The organism is Streptomyces sp. L500 (assembly GCF_054551825.1).
The window spans coordinates 139422-161270 of record NZ_JBTOLC010000006.1 but is presented as its reverse complement, the minus strand read 5'-3'; the positions used below and the strand labels follow the sequence as shown (position 1 = coordinate 161270).

The 21849-nt window shown below is 74.7% G+C and carries 18 protein-coding genes; 12 read left to right on the top strand and 6 right to left on the bottom strand.

All coding sequences use genetic code 11. The features are described from left to right. The first annotated feature begins 58 nt into the window (after window positions 1–58). The 6 genes from ACX9I7_RS09380 (at window position 59) to ACX9I7_RS09355 (ending at window position 6444) form a co-directional block, all read left to right on the top strand. The gene (locus ACX9I7_RS09380) at window positions 59–553 is read left to right on the top strand and encodes a MarR family winged helix-turn-helix transcriptional regulator (RefSeq protein ID WP_189450432.1); all 495 of its coding nucleotides are present in this window, start codon (window positions 59–61) and stop codon (window positions 551–553) included. A 92-nt stretch (window positions 554–645) separates the two neighbouring features. Next, window positions 646–1263 carry a DsbA family protein gene (locus ACX9I7_RS09375; RefSeq protein ID WP_459387043.1) on the top strand — a complete coding sequence of 206 codons (618 nt, stop codon included), beginning with the start codon at window positions 646–648 and terminating at the stop codon, window positions 1261–1263. Between the two features lie 73 nt (window positions 1264–1336). Then, window positions 1337–3538: an FUSC family protein gene (locus tag ACX9I7_RS09370; protein ID WP_459387042.1), complete on the top strand. Its 2202-nt coding sequence runs from the start codon at window positions 1337–1339 to the stop codon at window positions 3536–3538. Between the two features lie 104 nt (window positions 3539–3642). Next, the gene (locus ACX9I7_RS09365; protein WP_387572568.1) at window positions 3643–3888 is read left to right on the top strand and encodes an antitoxin; all 246 of its coding nucleotides are present in this window, start codon (window positions 3643–3645) and stop codon (window positions 3886–3888) included. Between the two features lie 53 nt (window positions 3889–3941). After that, complete coding sequence (locus ACX9I7_RS09360) at window positions 3942–4547, top strand: response regulator (protein ID WP_459387041.1); 606 nt, start codon at window positions 3942–3944, stop codon at window positions 4545–4547. A gap of 340 nt (window positions 4548–4887) precedes the next feature. Further along, window positions 4888–6444, top strand: a complete 1557-nt coding sequence (locus ACX9I7_RS09355; RefSeq protein ID WP_459387040.1) for an MFS transporter — start codon at window positions 4888–4890, stop codon at window positions 6442–6444. A gap of 67 nt (window positions 6445–6511) precedes the next feature. Here the strand turns inward: ACX9I7_RS09355 and ACX9I7_RS09350 are convergent, their stop codons facing one another. The 4 genes from ACX9I7_RS09350 to ACX9I7_RS09335 form a co-directional block, all read right to left on the bottom strand. Then, on the bottom strand, window positions 6512–7054 hold the full coding sequence (locus ACX9I7_RS09350; protein WP_459387039.1) for a hypothetical protein: 543 nt from the start codon (window positions 7052–7054) through the stop codon (window positions 6512–6514). Between the two features lie 153 nt (window positions 7055–7207). Then, entirely contained in the window at window positions 7208–9730 is a 2523-nt protein-coding gene (lanKC, locus tag ACX9I7_RS09345; RefSeq protein WP_459387038.1) for a class III lanthionine synthetase LanKC, read from the bottom strand. Between the two features lie 147 nt (window positions 9731–9877). Next, window positions 9878–12478, bottom strand: coding sequence for a class III lanthionine synthetase LanKC N-terminal domain-containing protein (locus ACX9I7_RS09340; protein WP_459387037.1), 2601 nt, complete (start codon window positions 12476–12478; stop codon window positions 9878–9880). 33 nt (window positions 12479–12511) lie between these two features. Continuing rightward, entirely contained in the window at window positions 12512–13573 is a 1062-nt protein-coding gene (locus ACX9I7_RS09335) for a radical SAM protein (RefSeq protein WP_387572554.1), read from the bottom strand. 227 nt (window positions 13574–13800) lie between these two features. Here ACX9I7_RS09335 and ACX9I7_RS09330 point away from each other — a divergent pair, with 227 nt between their 5' ends. The 3 genes from ACX9I7_RS09330 to ACX9I7_RS09320 all read left to right on the top strand — a co-directional run bounded on the left by ACX9I7_RS09330 (window position 13801) and on the right by ACX9I7_RS09320 (window position 17219). Beyond that, window positions 13801–15870, top strand: a complete 2070-nt coding sequence (locus ACX9I7_RS09330) for a sensor histidine kinase (protein WP_387572552.1) — start codon at window positions 13801–13803, stop codon at window positions 15868–15870. Between the two features lies 1 nt (window position 15871). Next, a complete protein-coding gene (locus ACX9I7_RS09325; RefSeq protein ID WP_358634563.1) occupies window positions 15872–16561 on the top strand; it encodes a response regulator transcription factor in 690 nt (229 codons plus the stop codon). A gap of 175 nt (window positions 16562–16736) precedes the next feature. Next, a complete protein-coding gene (locus tag ACX9I7_RS09320; protein ID WP_387573042.1) occupies window positions 16737–17219 on the top strand; it encodes a DUF6624 domain-containing protein in 483 nt (160 codons plus the stop codon). On the opposite strand, the gene ACX9I7_RS09315 is transcribed toward ACX9I7_RS09320, so the two are convergent. Beyond that, entirely contained in the window at window positions 17194–18147 is a 954-nt protein-coding gene (locus ACX9I7_RS09315) for a hypothetical protein (protein WP_358634565.1), read from the bottom strand. The genes ACX9I7_RS09320 and ACX9I7_RS09315 overlap by 26 nt on opposite strands. A gap of 193 nt (window positions 18148–18340) precedes the next feature. Between ACX9I7_RS09315 and ACX9I7_RS09310 the strand changes: the two genes are divergently transcribed. The 3 genes from ACX9I7_RS09310 to ACX9I7_RS09300 are packed head-to-tail and all read left to right on the top strand — an operon-like array spanning window position 18341 to window position 20892. Further along, on the top strand, window positions 18341–19219 hold the full coding sequence (locus tag ACX9I7_RS09310; RefSeq protein ID WP_459387036.1) for a MetQ/NlpA family ABC transporter substrate-binding protein: 879 nt from the start codon (window positions 18341–18343) through the stop codon (window positions 19217–19219). A gap of 3 nt (window positions 19220–19222) precedes the next feature. Then, window positions 19223–20233: a methionine ABC transporter ATP-binding protein gene (locus ACX9I7_RS09305; RefSeq protein ID WP_387572546.1), complete on the top strand. Its 1011-nt coding sequence runs from the start codon at window positions 19223–19225 to the stop codon at window positions 20231–20233. Further along, window positions 20230–20892, top strand: a complete 663-nt coding sequence (locus ACX9I7_RS09300) for a methionine ABC transporter permease (RefSeq protein ID WP_387572543.1) — start codon at window positions 20230–20232, stop codon at window positions 20890–20892. The genes ACX9I7_RS09305 and ACX9I7_RS09300 overlap by 4 nt, the downstream gene beginning before the upstream one ends. Window positions 20893–20900: 8 nt before the next feature. Here the strand turns inward: ACX9I7_RS09300 and ACX9I7_RS09295 are convergent, their stop codons facing one another. Next, on the bottom strand, window positions 20901–21845 hold the full coding sequence (locus ACX9I7_RS09295) for an oxidoreductase (RefSeq protein WP_459387035.1): 945 nt from the start codon (window positions 21843–21845) through the stop codon (window positions 20901–20903). Between the last annotated feature and the right edge of the window lie 4 nt (window positions 21846–21849).

The window sequence follows — 21849 nt, the reverse complement described above, 5'->3', positions numbered from 1 at the left end:
GTGGCGCACGGGTGCCACGCACAGCCAGGGGTGACGGGTGACGGGCGAGAGGGGCCACGTGGCACACGAGAGCGGGATCGCGACGGCCAAGGAAGCGGCGGACGACGGCCTGGTGCTGGCCTTCGGCCGGCTCCAGGGGGCCGCGAACCGGCTGGAGTACATCCTGGGCCGGGCGATCGAGGAGGAGTGCGGGATCAGTCACCTGATGTTCGAGGTGCTGCTGATCCTGGGCCGGGCCGGGGAGGCGGGGCTGCCCATGCGGGCGATCGCCCAGGAGCGGGTGCTGAGCACGGGCGGGGTGACCCGGCTGGTGGACCGGATGGAGGCGGCGGGCCTGGTGGTCCGGGACGCCGACCCCGGCGACCGGCGGGGCCGGCTGGTCCGGCTGACCCCGGCGGGGGAGGAGACGGCGGTCCGGGCCGCCCGGATCCACCGCGAGAACATCCGCCGCTTCTTCCTGGAGCCGCTGCCGGAGGCGCACCGGGAGCGGTTCGCTGAGGACCTGAAGGTCCTCAGCCACGCGGCGAGGGACGCGCTGCCGCGCCTGCGCTGAGGGGGTACGCGCGGGCGTCCGGAATATCTGACTGAGCAGATACTGTTGGGGCAGGTGAATAGCTCGCGTCACACCCTCCTGGAGGCATCCCCATGAAGCTCGTCTACGTCTTCGACGCCTACTGCGGCTGGTCCCACGGCTTCTCGGCCACGCTCACCGAGACCGCCCGGCGCCACCCGGAGCTGCCCGTGGAGGTCGTCTCCGGCGGACTGTTCACCGGCGCCCGCCGCGTGCCGATCCGCGAGTTCGGCTACGTCCAGGGCGCCAACGCGAAGATCGCGGAGCTGACGGGGGCGGAGTTCGGCGCGGCCTACGACCGGCTGATCGCGGACGGCTCCTTCGTCATGGACTCCGAGGCCGCCGCGCGCGGCATGGCCGCCCTGCGCCAGGCCGCCCCGGACCGGGCCGCCGGGCTGGCCGCCGCCCTCCAGGACGCGTTCTACGCGGACGGGCTCAGCCTCTCCGAGGAGAGCACCTACCGCACCGTCGCCGAGGCCGCCGGCCTCGACGCGGACGCCGTGGCCGCCGCCTTCTCGGCACCCGGCGCCGCCAAGGCCGCCCGCGCGGACTTCCGCCGCGCGGCGGAGTACGGCGTCCAGGGCTTCCCGACGCTGCTCGCCGTCGACGGCGAGCGCGTCACGGTCCTGGCCGTGGGACACGCCACGGCCGACCAGGTCGCCGCGCGGCTGGTGGCGGCGCGGGCCGCGTGACCGGGGGCTCCGCCCCCGGACCCCCGGTCCCCGGTTGCGACGGCCCGCACTCGCCCTACGCTGGGGTGACACCATGGCTCGCGCACCCACCCCGCCCGCCGGCGCGGCCCGCCGCGCCGCCTGGGCCACCCTCGCCGGCTGCGCCGGCTTCTACGGCTTCGCGCACGCCCTCGGCGACCGCACCGTCGGCCTCTACGCCATCTTCGGCGTCCTCCCGCTGGTGCTGTTCTCGCAGATCCCCGGCCCCGCCCGGCACCGCACCCGCGTCCTCCTCGCGATGGTGCCGGTCGGCTGGGTCATGGTCACGTCCGGCACGCTGCTGGCCGTGCGCGGCTGGGCCGCCGCGGCCGGCATGTTCGTCGTGGGCTTCCTCGTCGCCTTCGCGGCGACGACCGGGCCCGGCCCGGCCGGGCTGAGCGTGGCCTGCCAGCTCTTCTACATCCTCCCCTGCTTCCCGCCCTACGCCCCCGCGACCCTCGGCTCCCGCCTGGCCGGCCTGACCGCCGGCATCCTGCTCACCGCCCTGGTCGACCGGCTGCTGAACCTCCTCGGCCTGCGGGAGCCCCCACCCACCCCGTACCGGGAGCGGCTCGGCCGCGCGACGGCCGCCGTGGCCGACAGCTGCGCCGCCGCCGCGCGCGGCGGCGAGGACGTCCGGCCCGCCGCCGACCGGGCGCTCCAGGAGGCGCGCCCCTCCCGGATCCCGCCCGCCGAGCGACCCACCTCGCCCTCCGCCCGCGACCGCGCCCTCAACCACACCCGCGCGTGCGTCCGGCACGTCCACGACCAGCTCGACCGCTTCTGTCGCGCCCCCGGCGGACCCGCCGGAGCCGACGAGCCCGCCACCGCCCTGCTGGAGCGCACCGCCACCGCCCTGCGCCCCGTCGCCACCGGCCTGACCAGCGGCGCTCCGCCACCCGACGGCGACGACGGCGACGACGGCGACGACGGCGACGACGGCGACGACGGCGACGACGGCGACGCACTGCGCCGCGCCGTCGCCGCCTTCGACGCCGTCCGCGCGGACGAGCTCCCCGGCGCCCCGCCCGAGCGGCTCCGCCGCGACGCCGTCGTCCGCTCCGCCGCCGAGGGCGCGCGGCTGGCCGGCCAGGCGGCGCGGATCGCGCTGGGCGCCCGCTCCACGACGGCCGGGGCGGGGCGCGACGGACCGTTCTGGTACGCCGCCGTGCCCGCCCCCGAGCTGTGGTGGCACCGGATGCGGGTGCACCTGACCCTCCGCTCGGTCCACCTCCAGAACGCCCTCCGGGTCGCCACGGCCATGGCCGGCGCCCGGCTCCTGGTCGGCGTCCTCGGCCTCTCGCACGGCTTCTGGGTCCTCCTGGCCACCCTCAGCCTCATGCGCACCTCGGCCGCCGACACCCGTACCGCCCTGCGCCCCGCCGTCACCGGGACGACCGCCGGGGCCCTGCTCGCCGCCCTCGCGCTCCGCGTCGTCGGCGACGTACCGCTCTTCTACGCGGCCGCGCTGCCCGTCGTCCTGCTCGTCGGGTTCACCGCGGCCCCGCTGCTCGGGCCCGCGTGGGGACAGGCGACGTTCACCGTCGTCATCGTGCTGATGTTCGCCCAGCTCTCCACCCCGCAGTGGCAGCTGTCCGCCGTGCGCCTCGTCGACGTCCTCGTCGGCGGCGCGATCGGCGCCCTGGCGAGCCTGCTCGCCTGGCCGCGCGGCGCCGGGGGCGAACTGCGCTGTGCCGTCGCCGACTTCCTCGCCGCGGGCGCCGCCGGGTGCCGGGGCGTCACGGACCTCCTCTGCGGCCGCCCCGCGCCCGCCGACCCCCTGCGCCCGGTCCGGGTGGCCATGCTCCTGGCCGAGGCCTCGTACTGCCAGTACCAGGGCGAACGCCTCCTCCGGCGCACCACCGACCCGCCGTGGGAGCTCGCCATGCTGACCGGCTACCACATGCTGCGCGGCGCGGAACTGATGCTCCTGCGGTACGGCGCCGCCCTCGGGACCACGCCCCTCTCACCCGGAGCCGCCGCCGAACTGACCTTCCTCGCCGACCGCGTGGCCGACGACGCCCTCCGCGCGGCCGAGGCGCTGCGCGACCCCGACCCGCCGCACCCGGCCCCCGGCATCCCCGACCCGGAGACTCACCCCGCCGCCACGTCGGGTCTCCTGCGCGGCGCCGCCCTCCACGCCGGTCACGTGGACGCCGCGCGCGTCCTGCTGACGGTGGACGCGGAGGCATGGCTGACGGGCGTGGCGGAGGACGTCGCACGGATCGCGACCCCTGTCGTCACCCGTTCGGGTTAGTCCGCGCCGTGCTCCGCATGCCCCCTCACGGGCTGTGCGCATGCTGAAGACAGGGGCTTTCCCGAGCATGGCCCCGCGACCCGGCGCGCAGGGAGGAGAACGCCATGTCGTTCATCGACACGCTCAAGGGCCTCGTCGGCAAGGGGAGGGACGCGGCGGCCGAGAACCCCGAAAAGGTCCATGAAGCGGTCGACAAGGCCGGGGACTTCATCGACGAGAAGACGGACCACAAGTATTCCGACAAGATCGCCAAGGGCAAGGAGGCGGCGAAGAACGCCATCCCCCAGGAAAGCGGGTCCGAGACTCCTCCTCCGCCCGCTCCGGAAGCATCCGCGGAACCCCAGGGGTGACCGGCTCGCGGAGGTCCTCCCAGGGGGGTGAGAGGGCGGAGCCCTCCCGGAGAGTGACCGTGGTGGTGGCCGACGAGCACCCCGCCTATCGCGAGGGCGTCGTCCGGGGCCTGCGCGCCGACGGCCGCATCGACGTGCGGGCCGAGGCCGAGGACGGCGTCGCCGCGCTCACCGCCATCCGCGAGCTCGTCCCGCACGTGGCCCTGATCGACTACCGGCTGCCCAAGATGGACGGCGTCGCCGTGATCCACGCCGTCGTCGGGGAGGGCCTGCCGACCCGGCTCGTCCTGCTGTCGGCGGCGACCGACGCGACCGTCGTCTACCGGGCGCTCCGGGAGGGAGCCGCCGGGCACCTCGCCAAGGACGCCAAACGGCCCGAGTTCGTCGAGGCGGTGCTGGCGGCCGCCGACGGCAGGCCGGTGCCCTCGGAGGCCGGTCCCCGGCCGTCCGCCGGCGGGGACGCGGCGGCCCTCTCCGAGCATGAGCGGCAGGTCCTGCGCGGCTTCGCCGAGGGCAAGGGCATCCCGCAGCTCGCGGCCGAGCTGCGGCTGGCGGCGAGCACGGTCAAGACCGTCACCCACCGGCTGTACGAGAAGCTCGGCGTGCCCGACCGGGCGGCCGCCGTCGCCGAGGCCGTGCGCCGGGGCCTGCTCGACTAGGCCGTGTCCGGCGGCTCTTCGTCACGCGCTACCACGGCGGCCCGTAGGGGCGCGGGGAACTGCGCGATCAGCCGGCGACGGCCCGCAGCCGACACGCCACCCCGGGGTCCGGGCGATCCGCGGGCACGTCGTGGCTTGTCGCGCCCACGCGGCGGAGCCGCACGGTGTCACGGCCCCGCGCCCCTACGGGGCACCGCATGCGCGCCGAGGACTCAGCGTTTCGCGGGCTCGGACGACGCTCCGGTTGCGGGTGCCCCGGGGATCCGGTCGACTGGGCTGACCGGTGCCTTCCGGCCACCGGACGCTCGGGTTCCCGAGATCGGTGAGGTGTTGTCGTCCGATGGCGCGAGCTTCCGGGGACCCCGACCCCGCGTCCGGTTCCGGTCCCGCCCCCGGCCGCTGGGCGATGCTGGCCGTGCTGTGCGCCAGCCTGCTGCTGGTCGCCATGGACGCCACCATCCTCAACGTCGCCCTGCCTTCCCTGATCGACGACCTCCGGCCCGGCCCGCTGGAGCAGTTGTGGATCATCGACATCTACGGGCTGATCCTGGGCGGCCTCCTCGTCACCACCGGGGCGATCGGCGACCGGTGGGGCCGCAAACGGCTCTTCCTCCTCGGCTTCGTGCTCTTCGGCGTCGCCTCCGTCCTCGCCGCGACCGCGCACAGCTCGTTCCAGCTGATCGGCGGCCGGGTGCTGCTCGGGCTGGGCGGCGCCATGGTGATGCCCTCGACGCTCTCCCTCATCCGGAACATCTTCACCGACGCCCGGGAACGGGCCCTGGCCATCGGTGTGTGGGCCGCCGTGGCCGGGGCGGGCGCCTGTGTGGGGCCGCTGGTGGGCGGGTTCCTCGTCGAGCACTTCGAGTGGCAGGCGGCGTTCTGGGTGAACGTCCCTGTCGTCGTCGTGACGGTCGCCGTGGGCGTGCGGCTGCTGCCGGAGTACCGCGCTCCGCACCCAGCGGGGCTCGACTGGCCCGGCGCGGGCCTGTCGATCGTCGGCATCGTGGCCCTCGCCTGGGGCATCAAGCACGTCGCCAAAGGCAGCCCCAACCCCTCGGACGTGGGCGCCCTCGTCCTCGGCGTGGCCCTGCTCGCCCTGTTCGCCTGGCACCAACTACGGCTCGAAGACCCGCTGCTGGACGTCCGGCTGTTCCGCGAGGGCCCGTTCCTCGCGGCAGCGCTGGCCACCCTCCTGGCCATGCTCGCCATCGGGGCCGCGCTGTTCCTCATCTCGCTGTGGCTCCAGTACGTCCACGGCTACTCGCCCTCGGAGGCCGGGCTGCGCACCCTGCCCTCGGCCCTCGCCATGCTGGCCGGCTCGCTGAGCTCGCCCTGGCTGATGCACCACGCCGGGGTCCGTGCCGTGCTGGCCACCGGACTGGGCGCCCTGGCCGCCGGGTTCCTGCTCCTCGCGCTGGCCCCGGAGCCGACCACCTACCCGGTCGTCGCCGTCGTCCTGGCCGGGCTCGGCCTCGGCGACGGGCTGGCCATCACCGCCTCGGCGTCCGTCCTCGTCTCCGCCGTCCCGGCGGAACGGGCCGGGCAGGCCGGCGCGGTCTCCGAGACCGCCTACGAGCTCGGCGTCGGCCTGGGCGTGGCCCTGCTCGGCAGCATCCACGGCGCCGTCTTCTCCGACCGGATGACGGACCGGACGGCGGACCTGCCGCTGCGCGGGCACGACCTCGACACCGCGCGCGGCTCCGTCGGCGGCGCGGCGCACGTGGCGCGGCAGGTGGGCGGGGAGACGGGACGGCGGGTGCTGACGGCCGCGCGGAGCGCCTTCGACCACGCGCTCACCACCACCGCCTACGTCTCGGCGGGCATCATCGTCGCCGTGACCCTGCTGACCGTGTTCATGGTCCCGCGCGGCTTCAAGGTGACGGGCGGCGGCCACTGAACGACGGCCGCCCGCCGCCCGGATCAAGGCCGGATGAGGGCCGGGTCAGGGCTGGGTCAGCGCCGGATCACGGGATGATGCGCAGCTGCGTCACACCGGTCGACCGCCGGACGCCCTCCGGGGTCAGGCACGCCGTCGGAAGCCCCTGGGCCGGCGCCAGCTGGACGAAGCGTTCCGCCTCCGCGCCCTTGTCGCGCCCCGCCACGACCAGGCCCTTGAGCATCACCGTGTTGACGCCGAAGACCCGCTCGGCGTTGCCGACGGGGTAGGAGATCTCCGACACCGAGCCGTCCCCGTACCGCAGGACCTCGTGCCCCGCGGGGGCGTTGACCCCGAGACACGTGGACTCCGGGGACCGGCCGTTGGTGGCTCCGGTGGCCGCGACGGTGTGCCCCGGGCGGTCGGAGCAGGTGTACGCGGTGGCCCCCCGGATGCCGACCGGCTGCGGCGTGAGCGTCAGGCCCGGGGTGTACGTCGTGCTCTCCTGCCCCTGGCACGTGACCGGCCCGTGGCCGCCGTGGGCCCCGGCCGCCGGAGCGGCCCAGCCCAGGCAGGAGGCGATCAGCGCCAGTGAGACCGACGCGACCCCGATGCCGCGCTTTCCGAACATGCGGTACCCCTTCGAGAAGCCTCGACGCACCCGGACGGGCGCGTTCCGGCCCTCCCTACCCCCGCCGCCCACGCGAACCACCTGGCACCGCCCGGCTCCCGCAGCACCCCCGGCCCGCCCGCGCCGCAGCGCGCGCACCCCGGCGCGGTGCGCTCACCCCGTGCGCAGGAGCGGCAGCGACGCCCCCGCCGTCGTGCCCCGCAGCGCCGCGTGGACGGCGAGCAGCACCCCGGCGGTGCCCGTCGCCAGATCCATCGACAGCCGCAGCAGCCCGTCCATCGGGAACGCCAGCCGCCCCTGGAACCGCACCGCGTGCAGTCCCAGCCCGCGCAGCTGGGCCTCGCGCGCGTCCGTTGGGCCGCCGAGGTGGACGAGCGCGTAGAGCAGCCCGGCGTGGCCCTCGAAGAGGCCGGAGGACAGCAGCAGTTCGGCGCCCGGCCCGGCGCGGATCCGGTCCCGCAGCCCGGCGAAGTGCGGGTCCTCGCGGTGCCGCAGGTACTCGTGGAGGGCGATGGCCACACCGGCGCCGCCCCCGCCCAGCGTGGTCAGCCGGCGCCGCCCCGCGCGCACATGGACGTGCCGGCCCGGGGACACGCCGCAGTGCGCGAGGTCGCGGGCGAGCGCGGTCTCCGCCCACCGCAGCCAGTGGTCCTCGCCCGTCTCGGCGAAGAGCCGGCTGAACAGCAGGGCCGGCCCCGACCAGCCCCGCATCAGCCCCGCCGCCGGGACCGGCGCGGGCCCGTCGCCCGCGCCGTCGAGGCCGTGCGCGAGCCGCGCGCCGAGCCGGGCCGCCGCCCGCAGGTCCCCGAAGTGCGCGAAGGCCAGGCCGATCCCGGCGAGCCCGCCGAACAGCCCCGCCCCGCAGCCGCGCAGGTCGAACGCGGCCAGCCGGGCCAGGGCCGCCCGCGCCTGCTGCGGGCGCCCGAGCTCGTCGAGGACGTAGGCCACGCCCGCGAGCCCGTCGTACAGGCCCGGCCGGGGCCAGTCGGTCCGCTCGGCCGCCCGGGCCAGCCAGTCCACGTACCCCTCGAAGCGCGCGCCGCCGCCGTGCCCGGTGCGGTACAGGGCGTGCAGCACGCCCGCCGCGCCGTACGCCAGCGCCGCGCCCTGACCGTCGAACTGCCGGACGTCACCGGGGAAGAGCCGGTCCTCCCGCTCCGGGGTGGCGCTGCGCACCACGGCGTCGCACAGGGAGCCGAGGACCTCGTCCCATGGACCGGCCGGCCCGGACGCCGCGCCCGGCCACGCGGGCGCGGGCGGCGGCGCGGGGTCCGGGGGCGGGGCGAGGCCCGCGCGCAACCGCTCGCCGTAGCCGGGCGGGAGGGGAAAACGGTCCTCGACGTGCCGGATCAACTGCTCGTGCTTGCGCGGGTCGAAGCGCAGCAGCTCGGTGAGCGGGCAGAAGACCGCGAGCCGCATGCAGTCCAGCGCGTAGGCGTCGACGGCCGGCCCCGTCCGCGCCCAGGGGGCCGTGAAGCCCGCCGTGCCCAGTGCCGGGGTGAAGTTCTCGTCCATCCCGAAGGACGTCTCGAAGTCGACGAGGCAGACGCTGCCGTCCGGCCGCACCAGCACATTGCCCGGCTGGAGGTCCCCGAAGACCACGCCCCGCCCGTGGAGGGCAGCTATCGCCTCCTCGACGCGGGTGACGACCGCGCACGCCCAGTCGGTGTACGCGGCCAGCTCCGCGCGGCTCGCGTCCGGCCGGAAGAGGGGGTGGCGGCGGCCCATGGCCTCCTCCAGCCGTTCCCCCTCGACGAACTCCTCGACGAGGAAGTGGTGTTCCCAGTGGCGCGTCCGGGCGAGCACCCGCGGTACGCAGCCGAGCCCCGCGAGGCGTTCCAGCACGGCGTGTTCGCGCCCCAGCCGGGCCACCGCGTCCATGCCGTTGTCGTCGACCCCCGCGTACGGCCGGGCCTCCCGCAGCACCACCCGCCGCCCGGTGCCGGGGGCGAGCGCGCGGTAGACGCCGCCGCTGTTGGAGAACCGCAGCGCCTTCTCCACCCGGTAGGGGAAGCCGCCGGCGCCGTCCGCCCGCGCGGCGCGGATCCGCCCGGCGATGAACGACGGCACGCCCGCCCACGGCGGCACCTTGAACGCGGCTCCGCGCACATCGGGCACCGCCCTGCCGTCCGGCCGGACGACGGCGGGCACGTACTCGCCGTCGCCGGAGAAGCAGAACCGGGGCGTGAAACCCCCGTAGCGCAGGTACAGCGGCCCGTCGCCCCAGCGCAGATCGCTGAGGATGTAGGGGCCCTTGACGCCCTGTAACAGCGTGGACAGCTCCTCGAGCGCGCGCTCGAGGAGCTCCTCGGAGCACGGGTAGACGGTGACGAGCTTGCCGCCCGCCGAGCGCGGGGCCCGCTTGCTGTTGACGAGGGCCAGCAGGGCGCGGCTGCGCAGGAACTTGAAGCCGATGCCGCGCGCGACGCAGTACTCCCAGACCGTGGCGACCGCCCGGGAGGCGTCCTCGGCGGTCGCCGAGACGTGGATCTTCCAGCCCTGCGGCGGCAGCCGCGCGTCCCGGGGCCGGAGCATCACCCAGCCGTCGCGTTCGGCGCGCCGCCACCCCGGCGGGGCCGGGCGGGCGGCGTGGGCGAAGCGGACGGCGGTGTCCTCCACGCGCTCCGGTGCGTCCACGAAGAGGGGGTCGGCGACGAGGTGGCCTTGAGCGAGCATGCCGTGCTCCTCCGGTGCCGTGCGGTTCCGGTGCCGTGTCGGGCCTCGCGATTCCGGCGGGCCGGCCGTCGCCGTGCGGTGCGGCGGCCGGCCCGCCGTCCTCCGAGGGCGGCTCAGACCTGTCCGAGGGTGCTTTGGTAGCTGTTGCTACACGGCCACTGGGCGGGGGTCTCCTCCTCCAGCTCCTGCAGCTCCAGGATCTCCGACACGTCGTTCACCTCCCTCCCGGGCGGGCGGTACGGCCACGGGACGGGGGTCGAGGAAGGGCAGCACGGGCCCCGCCGCCCCGAACGCCGAGCCCAGCGCGAGCAGCACACCGGCGGCGCCCGTCGCCAGGTCCGCCGACAGCCGCAGCATCCGGAACCCGGGGAACGCCAGGTGCCCCCGGTAGGTCTGGGCGTACCAGGAAAGCCGGCGGATCTGCCCGCCGAGCGCCGTGCCCGTGACCGGCTCGCCGAGCGCCGCGAGCACGGCCACCGAACCGGCCCGGCCGCGCAGCAGGCCCGCGTTGCGCACGTACACGGCGTCGCAGGTGAGCCGGAGCGAGGTCAGCACGGCGGCCAGCCGGGGGTCGGGCCGGTATCGCAGCAGGTCGCGCAGGACGAACGCGAGCCCGGTGCTGCCCCCGTGGAGGTACGGCAGGTTGGCCGTGCCGTCGAAGAGGGTGAGCGTTCCGTCGGGGAGGGTGCGCAGCCGCACCAGGTCGTGGCGCAGGGCGCGCCCGGCGAGGCCGAGGAGGGAGGCGTCGCCGGTGTGCTCGTACAGCCGCAGGAAGAGCAGGGCCGCTCCCGTCGCGCCGTGCAGCAGCCCGTAGGGGGCGGGGTAGCCCGGTTGGGCGGGCGGGGGGCCGTCCTCGACGGCGCGGCCGAGCCCGCCCGCGAGGCCCAGCGCGCGGGCCAGGAGCGCGGGGTCCCCGGTGGCGGTGGCGAAGTGGAGCAGGGTCAGGGCGATGCCGGCCCGGCCGGCGGCCAGGCCCGCGTCGGGCACCGCGTCCCGCTCCGGCGGGCAGCGGCCGAGGACGTCGAGGGCCTCCGCGCGCAGGCCGAGGGTGTCGAGGACGAACGCGACGCCGTGGAGGCCCTCGTGGAGGCCGGGCGCGGGGCCGGGGTCGCGCCGCACGGCGTCCAGGAGCCACGCGGTGTACTCCTCGGGAACCCGCGCCCCGGTCCGGTGCAGCGCGTACAGGACCCCGGCCGCGCCGTGGGCGAGCCCGGGGCCGCCCAGCGCCCCGGTCCCGGTGGGGCTGCCGGGGAAGAGCCGGTCGGGGCGGTCCGGGGTGGCGGTGGCGTGGATGCCCCGGACGAGGGAGTCGCGGATCGCCGGCCAGTCGGGCCGGTCCGCCGCCAGCAGCGCGCCCGCCCGGTCGTCCTCGGCCGGGTGGCCGGCGGGCCACAGCCCCGTCAGCAGCCCGGCGCCGAACCCCCGGGGCACCGGGTAGTGCCGCTCGATCGCGGCGGTGAGGGTATGGAGCTTGCCGGGGCCGCGGTGGGGGACCGGCAGGAACAGCCACAGGCGCAGCCGGTCGAGCAGATGGCGCAGGGCGTCGGGGGCCGTGAGGCCGGGCGGCACGGTGAAGCCGGGGTCGCCGGTGGCGGGGGCCCGGTCGTCCCCGGCGTCCGTGAGCGTGCCGAGCCCGACGAGCACCACCCGCCCGTCCGGCCGCACGACGACGTTCTCCGGCCGGAGTTCGCCGAGGCGCAGCCCGTGGGCATACAGGGCGTGCAGGGCCCGTTCGGTCCGGTCCGCGACGTCCAGGGCCCAGGCGGTGTAGGGGGCGGCCTCCCGGGCGGCGCGCTCCCGCGAGGTGAGCGGGAAGGCGTCGGCGGCGGCCCGCAGCAGCGAGGTCCCCTCGATGAACTCCTCGGCGAGGAAGCGGTGTTCGGCGTGGGTGAGGTGGGCCAGGACGCGCGGTACGCAGTCCAGGCCCACGAGGCGCTCGCGCGCGGCCCGCTCCCGGTCGAGCCGGGTGACGGCGTCCTCGCCGCGCTCGTCGAGCCCGGCGTAGGGCTGGGCCTCGCGCAGGACCACGCGCTCGCCGGTGCGCTTGTCGACCGCGAGGTAGGTGCCGCCGCCGTGGGACCTGCCGAGCGCCCGCTCCGCCCGGTAGGGGAAGCCGCCCGCCGGCCGGGCGCGCAGCGCCTCCAGGTCGGCCCGCAGCGGCTCGGGCAGCGGCACCCCGTCGGGCGGGGCGAAGACGGCCCGGTCGCCCGGCCGGGGCCGGCCCTCCGGGCCGGGCGGGCCGTGGCTGACGTACAGCGGGCCGGGGCCGTGCCGCAGCGCGCCCGCCACATATCCGCCGGGCAGCCCGGCGAGGAGGACGCCGAGCTCTTCGAGGCTCCGGGTGAGCGTCTCCCCGTCGCCCGCGTGGACGGTGATCAGCCGGCTGCCCGGCAGCGGTTCGGCGCGGTCGCCGCACAGTTCCCGGGCGGTGGCGCGGCTGCGGACGAAGTCGAAGGGCAGGGCGTGCGCCACGCAGTGCCCCCAGACGATCTCGACGGCCCGGGCGAGCTCCGGCAGCGCCACCGACACATGGATCCGCCACCCTGCCTCCGGCTCCGCCGGACCGGGTCGCAGGGTGATCCACCAGCCGGACTCGCCCCGCTCCCAGCCTCTCGGCGGCTCCCGGCGGGCCGCCGCGAACCTGTCGTGGTCGTCCGGGTAGCGCTCGGGCACCTCGTAGAAGACGGGGTCGGCGAGGCAGAAGCGGTCGTAGTCCTTGAGCGTCAGCACGGCCTTGGGGGTCAGCACGGCGCGTCCCTTTCGGGGCGGGGACTGCGGGGGTCAGTGGGCGAGGGCGCTGAACTCCGGGGGATTCGTACGGATCGCCCGGCGGTCGATACGGGAACGGACCTCCGGGGAGCCGAAGTGATAGTCCATGCGGCGCACGGCCGCCGCCCAGTCCTGCATCGTGCGCACCGCCGACAGCGTTTCCACGACAAAGGGATCGCTGAGCCGGGAGACGCCCCGGTGCCACAGATCGAGCGGGGATTCCTGGAGAATGTTTCCCACGGTTCCTTCGTACACCGGCAGCGCCCTGACATCACCGTCCGGTTCGATCTGCATCACCAGTGTGTCGACGCCACTGGCGAAACGGTCCGGGCGCATCACGAGGTTCTGATTGTCGGTGGTGAAGACCCGTACCCCGGCCGGTGCGAGCCGCTGGAGCCGGGCCCGCCGCCCGTCACTGGTCAACTCGGCGACCTGGGTGTCGTCGAGGAGTTCGAAGCGGCAGAATTCCGGGCGGCTGGCGAGCCCCTCGGGCACCGCCGCGTTGAAGGTGAGCGTGCGCAATTCCGGGAAGCGCGGGGCGATGGCCGTGCAGAATTCCTCGAGTTGCGGGAAATTGCTGCGCACGACGACGCAGTCGATGCCGAACCACAGCGGCGCGCGCCCCCGCCGGGCGCGCTCCCGGGCGACCCCGTCGAGCAGGGTGAGGGCGCTCAGCGCCCGGTCGAAGGAGCCGCGCCGGCCCCGGATCCGGTCGTGGACCTGGGCCGTCGCCCCGTCGAGGCTCACGATCACCTCGTCGAACACCGAGCCGAGTTCGGCCGCCATCCACGGTTCCATGATCCAGCCGCTGGTGTAGACGGCGGTGCGCACCCCGGCCCGCGAGAGCCGGCCCGCGACCTCGAAGATCCCCTTGACGACGAGGGGTTCCCCGCCGGAGAGCGCCACCACCCGGGGATTCAGCGAGATCAGGGCGTCGGCGACCCGCAGCATGTCCTCGTGGCTCAATTGCCGCGACGCCCGCCTGCCCGACTCCGAATAGCAGTGCGAGCAACGCAGGGGACAGGCATAGGTGGTGTCCCAGACGACCACCTCGGGACCGGAAGACACGCTCATGGTTCCCTTTCGGCTTTCCTTGAATCGCAGAATCGCACAGTCGATCGTCTTACCGGGGCCGCCGGGGCCGGGTAAAGGGCGTATATACCGAGTCTGCCGCGCCGGGCCCGCCGTGCGTACCCCGGAATCCTCCGATCCCACTGGGGGTTTTCCGCTATACGCGCCGAACGGGATCGTCTGGACTGGCACCTGGGCGCCCCCGATAATGTCGCGCGTGAGGGGTGCGTGTGAGGGGTAACGGCCGTGCGATACAGATCGCCGCGTTCTCCGGCGGGCTGTGCCTGCTGTGGGCGGTGACCACCGGAGCGTTTCTGCTGCGGAACAACACCGTCACCCTGCCGTGGATCCTCGGTTCCGTCCTCCCGTGCTACTGCGCCGGCCTGTTCGCGTGGTGGCACGCCCCCGCGAGCCCGGTCGCCCGCCGGCTGCTCCTGATCGGCGCGGCGCTGGCGGTGAGCATCGGCATCCGCTGTACGTCGGCGCTGCTGACGACCTCGTTCGGCTGGGACCTCACCGCGCCCGAGAACGGCCTGCCGTCCCTGACGGCGTCCTGCCTCGTCCTGCCCACCGAGTGGGACAACCTCGCCGTCAGCATCCTCGTCGTCCACCTGCTCGCCCTGCTGCCCGACGGCCTCCCCCGGTTCCGCTACGAACGCCCTGTGCTGCGCTCGCTGTGGGCGCTGCTGGCCCTGCCGTTCCTCCTGCCGCTGGCGGGCGTGCCCACGCGGGTCGTGGAGTACGTGGTCTTCTACTACCCCGAGGCCTGGCTGCCCGGCGTGGGCGCCGCGCTGCTGGTGCTGCGCGCCCTGCGCGCGCGGGCCGCCGGGGACCGGGACCTCGCCGGGGTGCTGCCCGTCGCCGCCGTGGCCACCGTCCTCTTCCTCGGCCGGGGCGCCTCGCGGCTGTTCCGGCCCTGGCACGGCGAGACGGGCGTCCTCTACCTCGTCGGCTCGGCGCTCGGCGCCCTGCCCTATGTGCTGATCTCCCTGTCCGTCGTCTACGCCGCCTTCCGCTACCGGCTCCTGGGTGTCGACATCGTCATCCGGCGCTCGGTCGTCTACGGCACCTTGTGGCTGATCATCAGCGGCTGGTACCTGGGCATGGCGATGACGCTCGGGCTGACGGCCGGCCAGTACTTCCCCATCGGGCTGTCCGTGCTGGTCGCGGTCACCGCGACCGCCCTGTTCCAGCCCGTGCGGGAGCGGCTGAACCGGCTCGCCCAGCGGCGGGTCTTCGGCGAGCGGCTCAGCGGCTTCGAACTGCTCGTCCAGTTCGGCAGCGCCCTCGAACACGCCTACGACCTCAGCCGGTTGGCGCCCCAGCTCGCGGCCGGCCTCCAGCAGGGCCTCACCCTGAGCTGGACCCGCGTCCGGCTCGGCGGCGGGGACCTGCCCGTCCACCTGGGCACGGCCGGCGAACCCCCGGGCCGGGGCCGCCCGGCCGGCCCCGGCGGCGGCTTCCCGCTGCGCTACGGCAACGACGTCCTCGGCCTGATCGAGTACGGGCCCAAGGCCGGGGGCCGCTTCACCCCCGAGGACCACGACCTGGTGGAGACCCTGGCCCGGCAGGCCGCCCTCGCCGTCCACAACGCCCGCCTGGCCGCCGAGCTCTCCACCCGCGTCCTGGAGGTGCAGCGCCAGGCGGGCGAGCTGGACGCCTCCCGCGCCCGGATCGTCCACGCCCAGGACAGCGAACGCCGCCGCATCGAACGGCGGCTGCACGACGGCATCCAGCAGGACCTCGTGGCCCTCGTCGCCAAACTGCGCCTGGCCCGCAACCGGCTGGGCCGCGGGGGCGACGTCGACGCCGTGCTCACCGAGGTGCAGGACGACGCCTACCGCGTCATCGACGAGCTCCGCGAGGTCGCCCACGGCATCCACCCGCCCGTCCTCACCGACCAGGGCCTGGTCGCGGCCGTCACCTCCCGGGCCCGGCGGATGCCGATCCCCGTCACCGTGCGCGTCGACGAGTCCCTGGACCGGGTGCGCTTCGCCCTGGACATCGAGGAGTCGGCGTTCTACCTGGTCTCGGAGGCGCTGACGAACGTCCTCAAGCACGCCCGGGCCGGCCGGGTGACGATCGGCATATCGCGCGCGGACGGCTGGCTGGTGGTGGAGGTCGTCGACGACGGCGTGGGCTTCCCCTGCGACACCACCGGGGGCTCGGGGCTGACGGGCATGCGGGACCGCATCGAGGCGGTCGGCGGGGACCTGCGGATCACCAGCCGTGCCGGGGGCGGCACCACGATCCGCTCCCGGCTGGCCGAGAGGCTCAGAGAAGAGGAGACCGTTGACTGAGGTGACGGAGGGACCGATGCGCGTCGTCATCGCCGAGGACCACTACCTGGTGCGCGAGGGCACCCGCCGGCTGCTGGAGGACACCGGCGACATCTCCGTCGTCTCGGCGGTCGGCGACGCGGCGGAGCTCCTCGACGCCGTCGAGGAGCTCCGCCCCGAGGCGGTCATCGCCGACATCCGCATGCCGCCCGGCCACCACACCGAGGGCATCACCGCCGCCCACGCCATCCGCGCCGGCCACCCGGGCATCGGCGTCGTCATGCTCTCCCAGCACGCCGACGAGAACTACGCCTTCGACCTGTTCCGGCGCGGCACCGACGGCCTCGCCTACCTCCTCAAGGAACGCATCGGCGAGCTCGACGAACTCCTGCGCGCCCTGCGCGAGGTGGCGGCGGGCCGCTCCGTCGTCGACCCCCGCATCGTCGAGGTCCTGATGGGCAGCCACACCCGCGCCGCCGACGCCCCGCTGGCCTGTCTGACCCGCCGCGAGCTGGACGTCCTGCGGCACATGGCCGAGGGCAAGACCAACCGCGGCATCGCCGCGGAGCTCGTCCTGTCGGAATCGACCATCGAGAAGCACGTCAACTCCACGTTCGCCAAACTCGGCCTCGCGGAGGAGCCCCAGCTGCACCGGCGTGTCAGCGCCGTCCTCGCGTATCTGCGGCACGCGCCGCGGGAAAAGGGGGCATGAGGCCCGGGGGAGTACATCCATTATCGCCGCGAACGGCGGGTCCTGTCACCATCCCTCGGAACGATCTTGAAGCTCGCGTGTGCCCCTAGCGTTACGGGGACCAGCCCCGACCCGATCCGCGGGAGAGAACGTGACGCGACCCGATACGACCGCACTGGCGGCAGAGCTCGTGCAGATGGCCGAGGAGGACCACCGGACGGCCCCCCTCGGGCTCAGCGCCGACCCGGCCGAACAGCTCGCCTGGCGGCGCCTGACCGCCCGCCACGGCGACCGGCTCGCCGAGATCATGGACGAGCTCGGCTGGCCGACCGCCGGCCTGGTCGGCCCGGACGCCGCCCGCGCCGCCTGGCTGATCGCCCAGCACGCCGACCGGCAGCTCGGCGTCCAGCGCAGGGCGCTGCGGCTGATGGAGGAGGCCGTCGCGGCCGGTGCGGCCGGCCCTCGCGAACTGGCCTTCCTCCGCGACCGGGTGCTGGTCAACGACGGCCGGAAGCAGATCTACGGCACCCAGATCGCCGGGGTCGAGAACGGCTCGCCCGTCCCCTGGCCCTGCGAGGAGCCCGAGCGCGTGGACGAGCTGCGCGCGGCGGTGGGCATCGAGCCGTTCGCCGCGTACGTCGCCCGGCACGCGCCTACCCCCGCAGGTCCTCCCAGGTGACGACCGGGCTCCCCGCGCGCAGGCTGTAGTCCATCGCGGGGTCCCGCACCGGCCACTTCAGCCGGAGCCAGCCCGGGATCGTCGCCGGGATGCCGTCGTCGGCCGCCAGGTGCCAGAAGGTGTTGGAGTCCCGGCGGGCGAAGTACGGGCAGAGGAAGGAGACGACGACCGTCACCCGGCGGCCCCGTGTCACCGGGGTGACGGCGTGGTAGATCCGGCTGCCGTGCAGGAACAGCGCCGCCCCGCGCTCTCCGCAGGGCGCCTCCCGGATCCGGGGATCGCCCTGCCGGGCGCCGGTGAACTCGTCCACGCGGCCCAGGAAGTAGTGGAAGCGCCCGCCGTCGTAGTCCTCGTAGCCGTTGAGCTGGAGGGTGAGGACGTGGTCCATGCCGTCGTGGTGCCATTTGACGATGTCGGCGCGGCCGTCGGCCTCGAAGTAGTTGATCTGCACGGTGGGGATCCGCAGCGGATGCGGGATCAGGGGCACCCCCGCGAGGCGGGAGCAGGCCAGCAGGAAGCCCTTGTCGCGGATCATGTTGTTGATGAACGCCGACATCAGATCGGCGTTGCGCACCCGGCGGGTGGTGATGAAGCGGGCGGTGCCGGCCGAGCTCTCCAGCCGGTCGCACACCTCGGTCAGACAGGCCAGGCCGTCCGGCGTGAGGAGGCGCACCGGACCGACGAGCGCCGTGTCGTCCACCGCGCCGTAGCCGCGGCTGAGCTCGTGGGAGGCGTAGCCGAAGTCCTGGAGCCCCAGGCGCGGCCCCTCGGCGTCCTTCGCCACGAACTCGGCGCGCCAGCGGGGCTCGCCCGGCAGCCCGGCGGCGCGCCGGGGCTTCCGGCCGCGCAGGGCGTGGAGGACCTGGTCGAACCCGGTGGCCATCTTCGGGTGGTTGAGAGGGCGGGGTCTGTGTCGGGTCGTCACCATGAGCCGATTGCAGCGCCGCGTGCCGCCCCCGGCAAGGGAGGTGTTCCCGCCACGGCTCCCGCCACGACCGGGCCTTCCTTGCTTCTATTGCGAAAACGTGAATGTCTCCTTTCATTTCCAGGCGAAGCGGGATTTCACCCCTACGATCATCGGAACAGCAAGCCCCGTACGTTCTTTCGTGGAATGAGCTCCGATGAGAATCCCCCTCTCCCGCCGCCGCGCCACCGCGGCCTCCGTCGCCGCCGCCCTCGCGCTCCTGCTGTCGGCCTGCGGCATGTCGGACGCGGCCGGCGGCGACCGGGTGCGCATCGGGGTCAACGGCGCCGACCCGGAGTGGGACGTCCTCGCCGAGGAGGCCAAGAAGGAGGGCATCGACGTCAAGATCGTCAACTTCGACGACTACCAGCTGCCCAACAGGGCCCTGGCCGACGGCGACATCGAACTGAACGCCTTCCAGCACCTGGCGTTCCTCTCCGAGTTCAACAGGCGCAACGGCACCGACATCGTGCCCGTCACCTCCACCTCCGTGGCACCCATGGGCCTGTACTCGCTCCGGCACAAGAAGGTGGCGGACATCCCCGACGGCGCGCGCGTCGCGATCCCCAACGACCCCTCCAACCAGGGCCGCGCCCTGCTCGTCCTCCGCCAGGCCAAGCTCATCGGCCTCAAGGACAAGGCCGGCATCCACGGCACGCCCGACGACATCACCGACAACCCCAGGCACCTGAAGATCACACCCGTCGACGCCCAGCAGACCCCTCGCGCCCTGAAGGACACCGCCGCGTCCGTCATCAACGCCGGAGTCGCCGAACTGGCCGGCTACCGGATCGAGCAGGCCGTCTTCCACGACGACCCCGAGAGCGCCGTCACCCGCCCCTACGTCAACGTCATCGCCGCCCGCGCGAAGGACAAGGACAACAAGAACATCCGGAAGGTCGTCGAGCTCTACCGCTCACGCACGGTGCAGGAGGCCGTCAGGAAGTCGGGCCACGGCGCCCGGTACGTCCTCGACATCCCCCAGGGCGAGCTCCGCCACGAGCTCGACCGCCTCACGCGCCAGGACCGGGGCTGAACCGTGATCGAACTCCGTGATGTCACCAAGGTGTTCCCGGCCGCCGAGAAGGGCTCCGGCGCCGCGGCGCCCGCCGTCGACGGCGTCTCCCTGACCGTCGAGCGCGGCAGCGTCTTCGGCGTCGTCGGCCACAGCGGCGCCGGCAAGAGCACCCTGCTGCGCCTCGTCAACTACCTGGAGACCCCCACCTCCGGCACCGTGCTCGTCGACGGCCAGGACCTCGGCGCCCTGGGCGAACGGCGGCGGCGCGAGGTCCGGCGCTCCATCGGGATGGTCTTCCAGCAGTTCAACCTGTTCCGCTCGCGCACCGTCCTCGGCAACGTCGCCTACCCGCTCCGGCTCTCCGGGCTCGGCCGCGCCGAGGCCCGCGAACGGGCCGGGGAGGCCCTGCGCTTCGTCGGCCTGGACGCTCACGCCCGCCGCTACCCCGAACAGCTCTCGGGCGGCCAGCGCCAGCGCGTCGGCATCGCCCGCGCCCTGGCCACCGAGCCGGGCGTGCTGCTGTGCGACGAGGCGACCTCCGCCCTCGACCCGCGGACCACGGGCGAGGTCCTGGACCTCCTCCGGCGCGTCAACGGCGAACTGGGCGTGACGATCGTGCTGATCACCCATGAGATGGAGGTGGTCCGCTCGCTCTGCGACCACGTGGCCGTGATGGCCGCCGGCAAGGTCGTGGAGAGCGGGGGCGTCCACGACGTCTTCTCCCGCCCCGCGCACCCCGTCACCGAGACGTTCGTCCGCTCCGCGCTCCACGACGTGCCCGACGCCGCCACCCTGGCCCGGCTCCGCGCCCGCCACCCGGGACGGCTGGTGACCGTCCCGGTGGGCGGCGGCGAGGACCTCTCGCGGCTCTTCCGCGAACACGACGTCGACTTCACGATCGCCCACGCCGGCGTCACCGAGGTCCAGGCCCGGACGCTGGGCGGCGTCACCTTCGCACTGCGCGGCGCCGAACGGGACGTGGCCGCCGTCCTGGCCCGCCTGACCGCCGGGGAAGAGGTGGTGGCCCGATGAAGGCCGACTGGAACACCTTCTGGGTCAAGGTCGTCGACGCCACCGGCGAGACGGTCTACATGGTGCTCGTCACCCTGGCCCTGTCCGCCGTGCTCGGCACGGCCGTGGGCCTCGCCCTCTACGCCACCCGCAAGGGCGGCCTCCTCCGCAATCGCGCGGTCTTCGCCGTGCTGAGCGCCCTCGTCAACGTCATCCGCCCGGTCCCCTTCATCATCGCCATCGTCGCGCTCTCCCCGGTGACCCGCGGCGTCGTCGGCACCATGATCGGAACCGAGGCCGCCATCTTCCCCATGACGGTCGTGGCCACCTTCGGCGTCGCCCGGATCGTCGAGAGCAATCTGCTGTCCGTCGAACCCGGAGTGATCGAAGCCGCCCGCTCCATGGGCGCGGGCCCCCTGCGCGTCCTGCTCACCGTCCTCGTCCCCGAGGCCCTCGGACCCCTGGTGCTGGGCTTCACCTTCATGCTCGTCGCCCTCATCGACTTCTCGGCCGTGGCCGGGACCGTCGGCGGCGGGGGAGTGGGCAACCTGGCCATGACCTACGGCTATCTGCGCTTCGACACCTCGGTGATGGTGGTCACCGTGGCCGTCCTCGTGCTCCTCGTGCAGCTCGCCCAGTTGCTGGGCAACTTCCTGGCCCGCAAGGTGCTCAGGCGGTGAGACACCCGTCAGGAAGCACCCTCCGGCCAGCGGTAGCGGACGTGGGTGAGGGACTCGGACGTCTCCCACAGGCGGGCGGCGAGCGCGGCGCTCGCGGCGGGGGCGGGGAGGTCCACCGGGCCGGGGGTGCCACGGGTCTCGAAGCGGCCGGTCGGGCCGTAGAAGCCGGCGGGGGCGACGTCCGCCGCCGTCGCCGCGTAGAGCGTCGGCAGCGCGGCCGACTCCACCGACTGGCCCACGAAGTGCCCCGGCAGCAGCCGGGCCAGCGCGCGGACGGGCCGGGTGGCGTGCCGCTGGAGGCCCGTCGCGCTGAAGCCCGGGTGGACGGCCACGCTCGTCAGCGCGACGCCCGCCGCGTCGGCCCGGCGCTGGAGCTCCAGGGCGAACAGCACGTTGGCCAGCTTGGACTTGGCGTAGGCGTTCAGAGGCCGGTACTTGCGGGTGCTCTGCAGGTCGGAGAGTTCCGCGATCGCGCTGCGGGAGATCGCCGCGCTGACCGTCACCACGCGCGGGGCGGGCGCGGCCAGCAGCTGGGGCAGCAGCCGGCCGGTGAGCGCGAAGTGGCCCAGGTGATTGGTGCCGACGGTCAGCTCGAAACCGTCCTTGGTGGTGGCCCGGTGCCGGACGCCCATCACCCCCGCGTTGTCGACCAGCAGGTCGACCGGGCGCCCGCCGTGCTCCACCCGGTGGGCGAAGCCCGTGACGGAGGCCAGGTCGGCGAGGTCCAGCAGGTCCGGACGCACCCGGGCGCCCGGCACCTCGCCCGCCATGTCCTCCGTCGCCCGCCGCGCCCGGCCCGCGTCCCGCCCCGTCACCACGACCTCGGCGCCCGCACGGGCCAGCTCGCGCGCGGTGACGTAGCCGATGCCACCGGTGGCGCCGGTCACGACGGCCAGCCGGCCCTCCAGGCTCGGGATGTCCTCGGTGGTCCAGCGGGGCGGGCTGTGGCGCATGCGA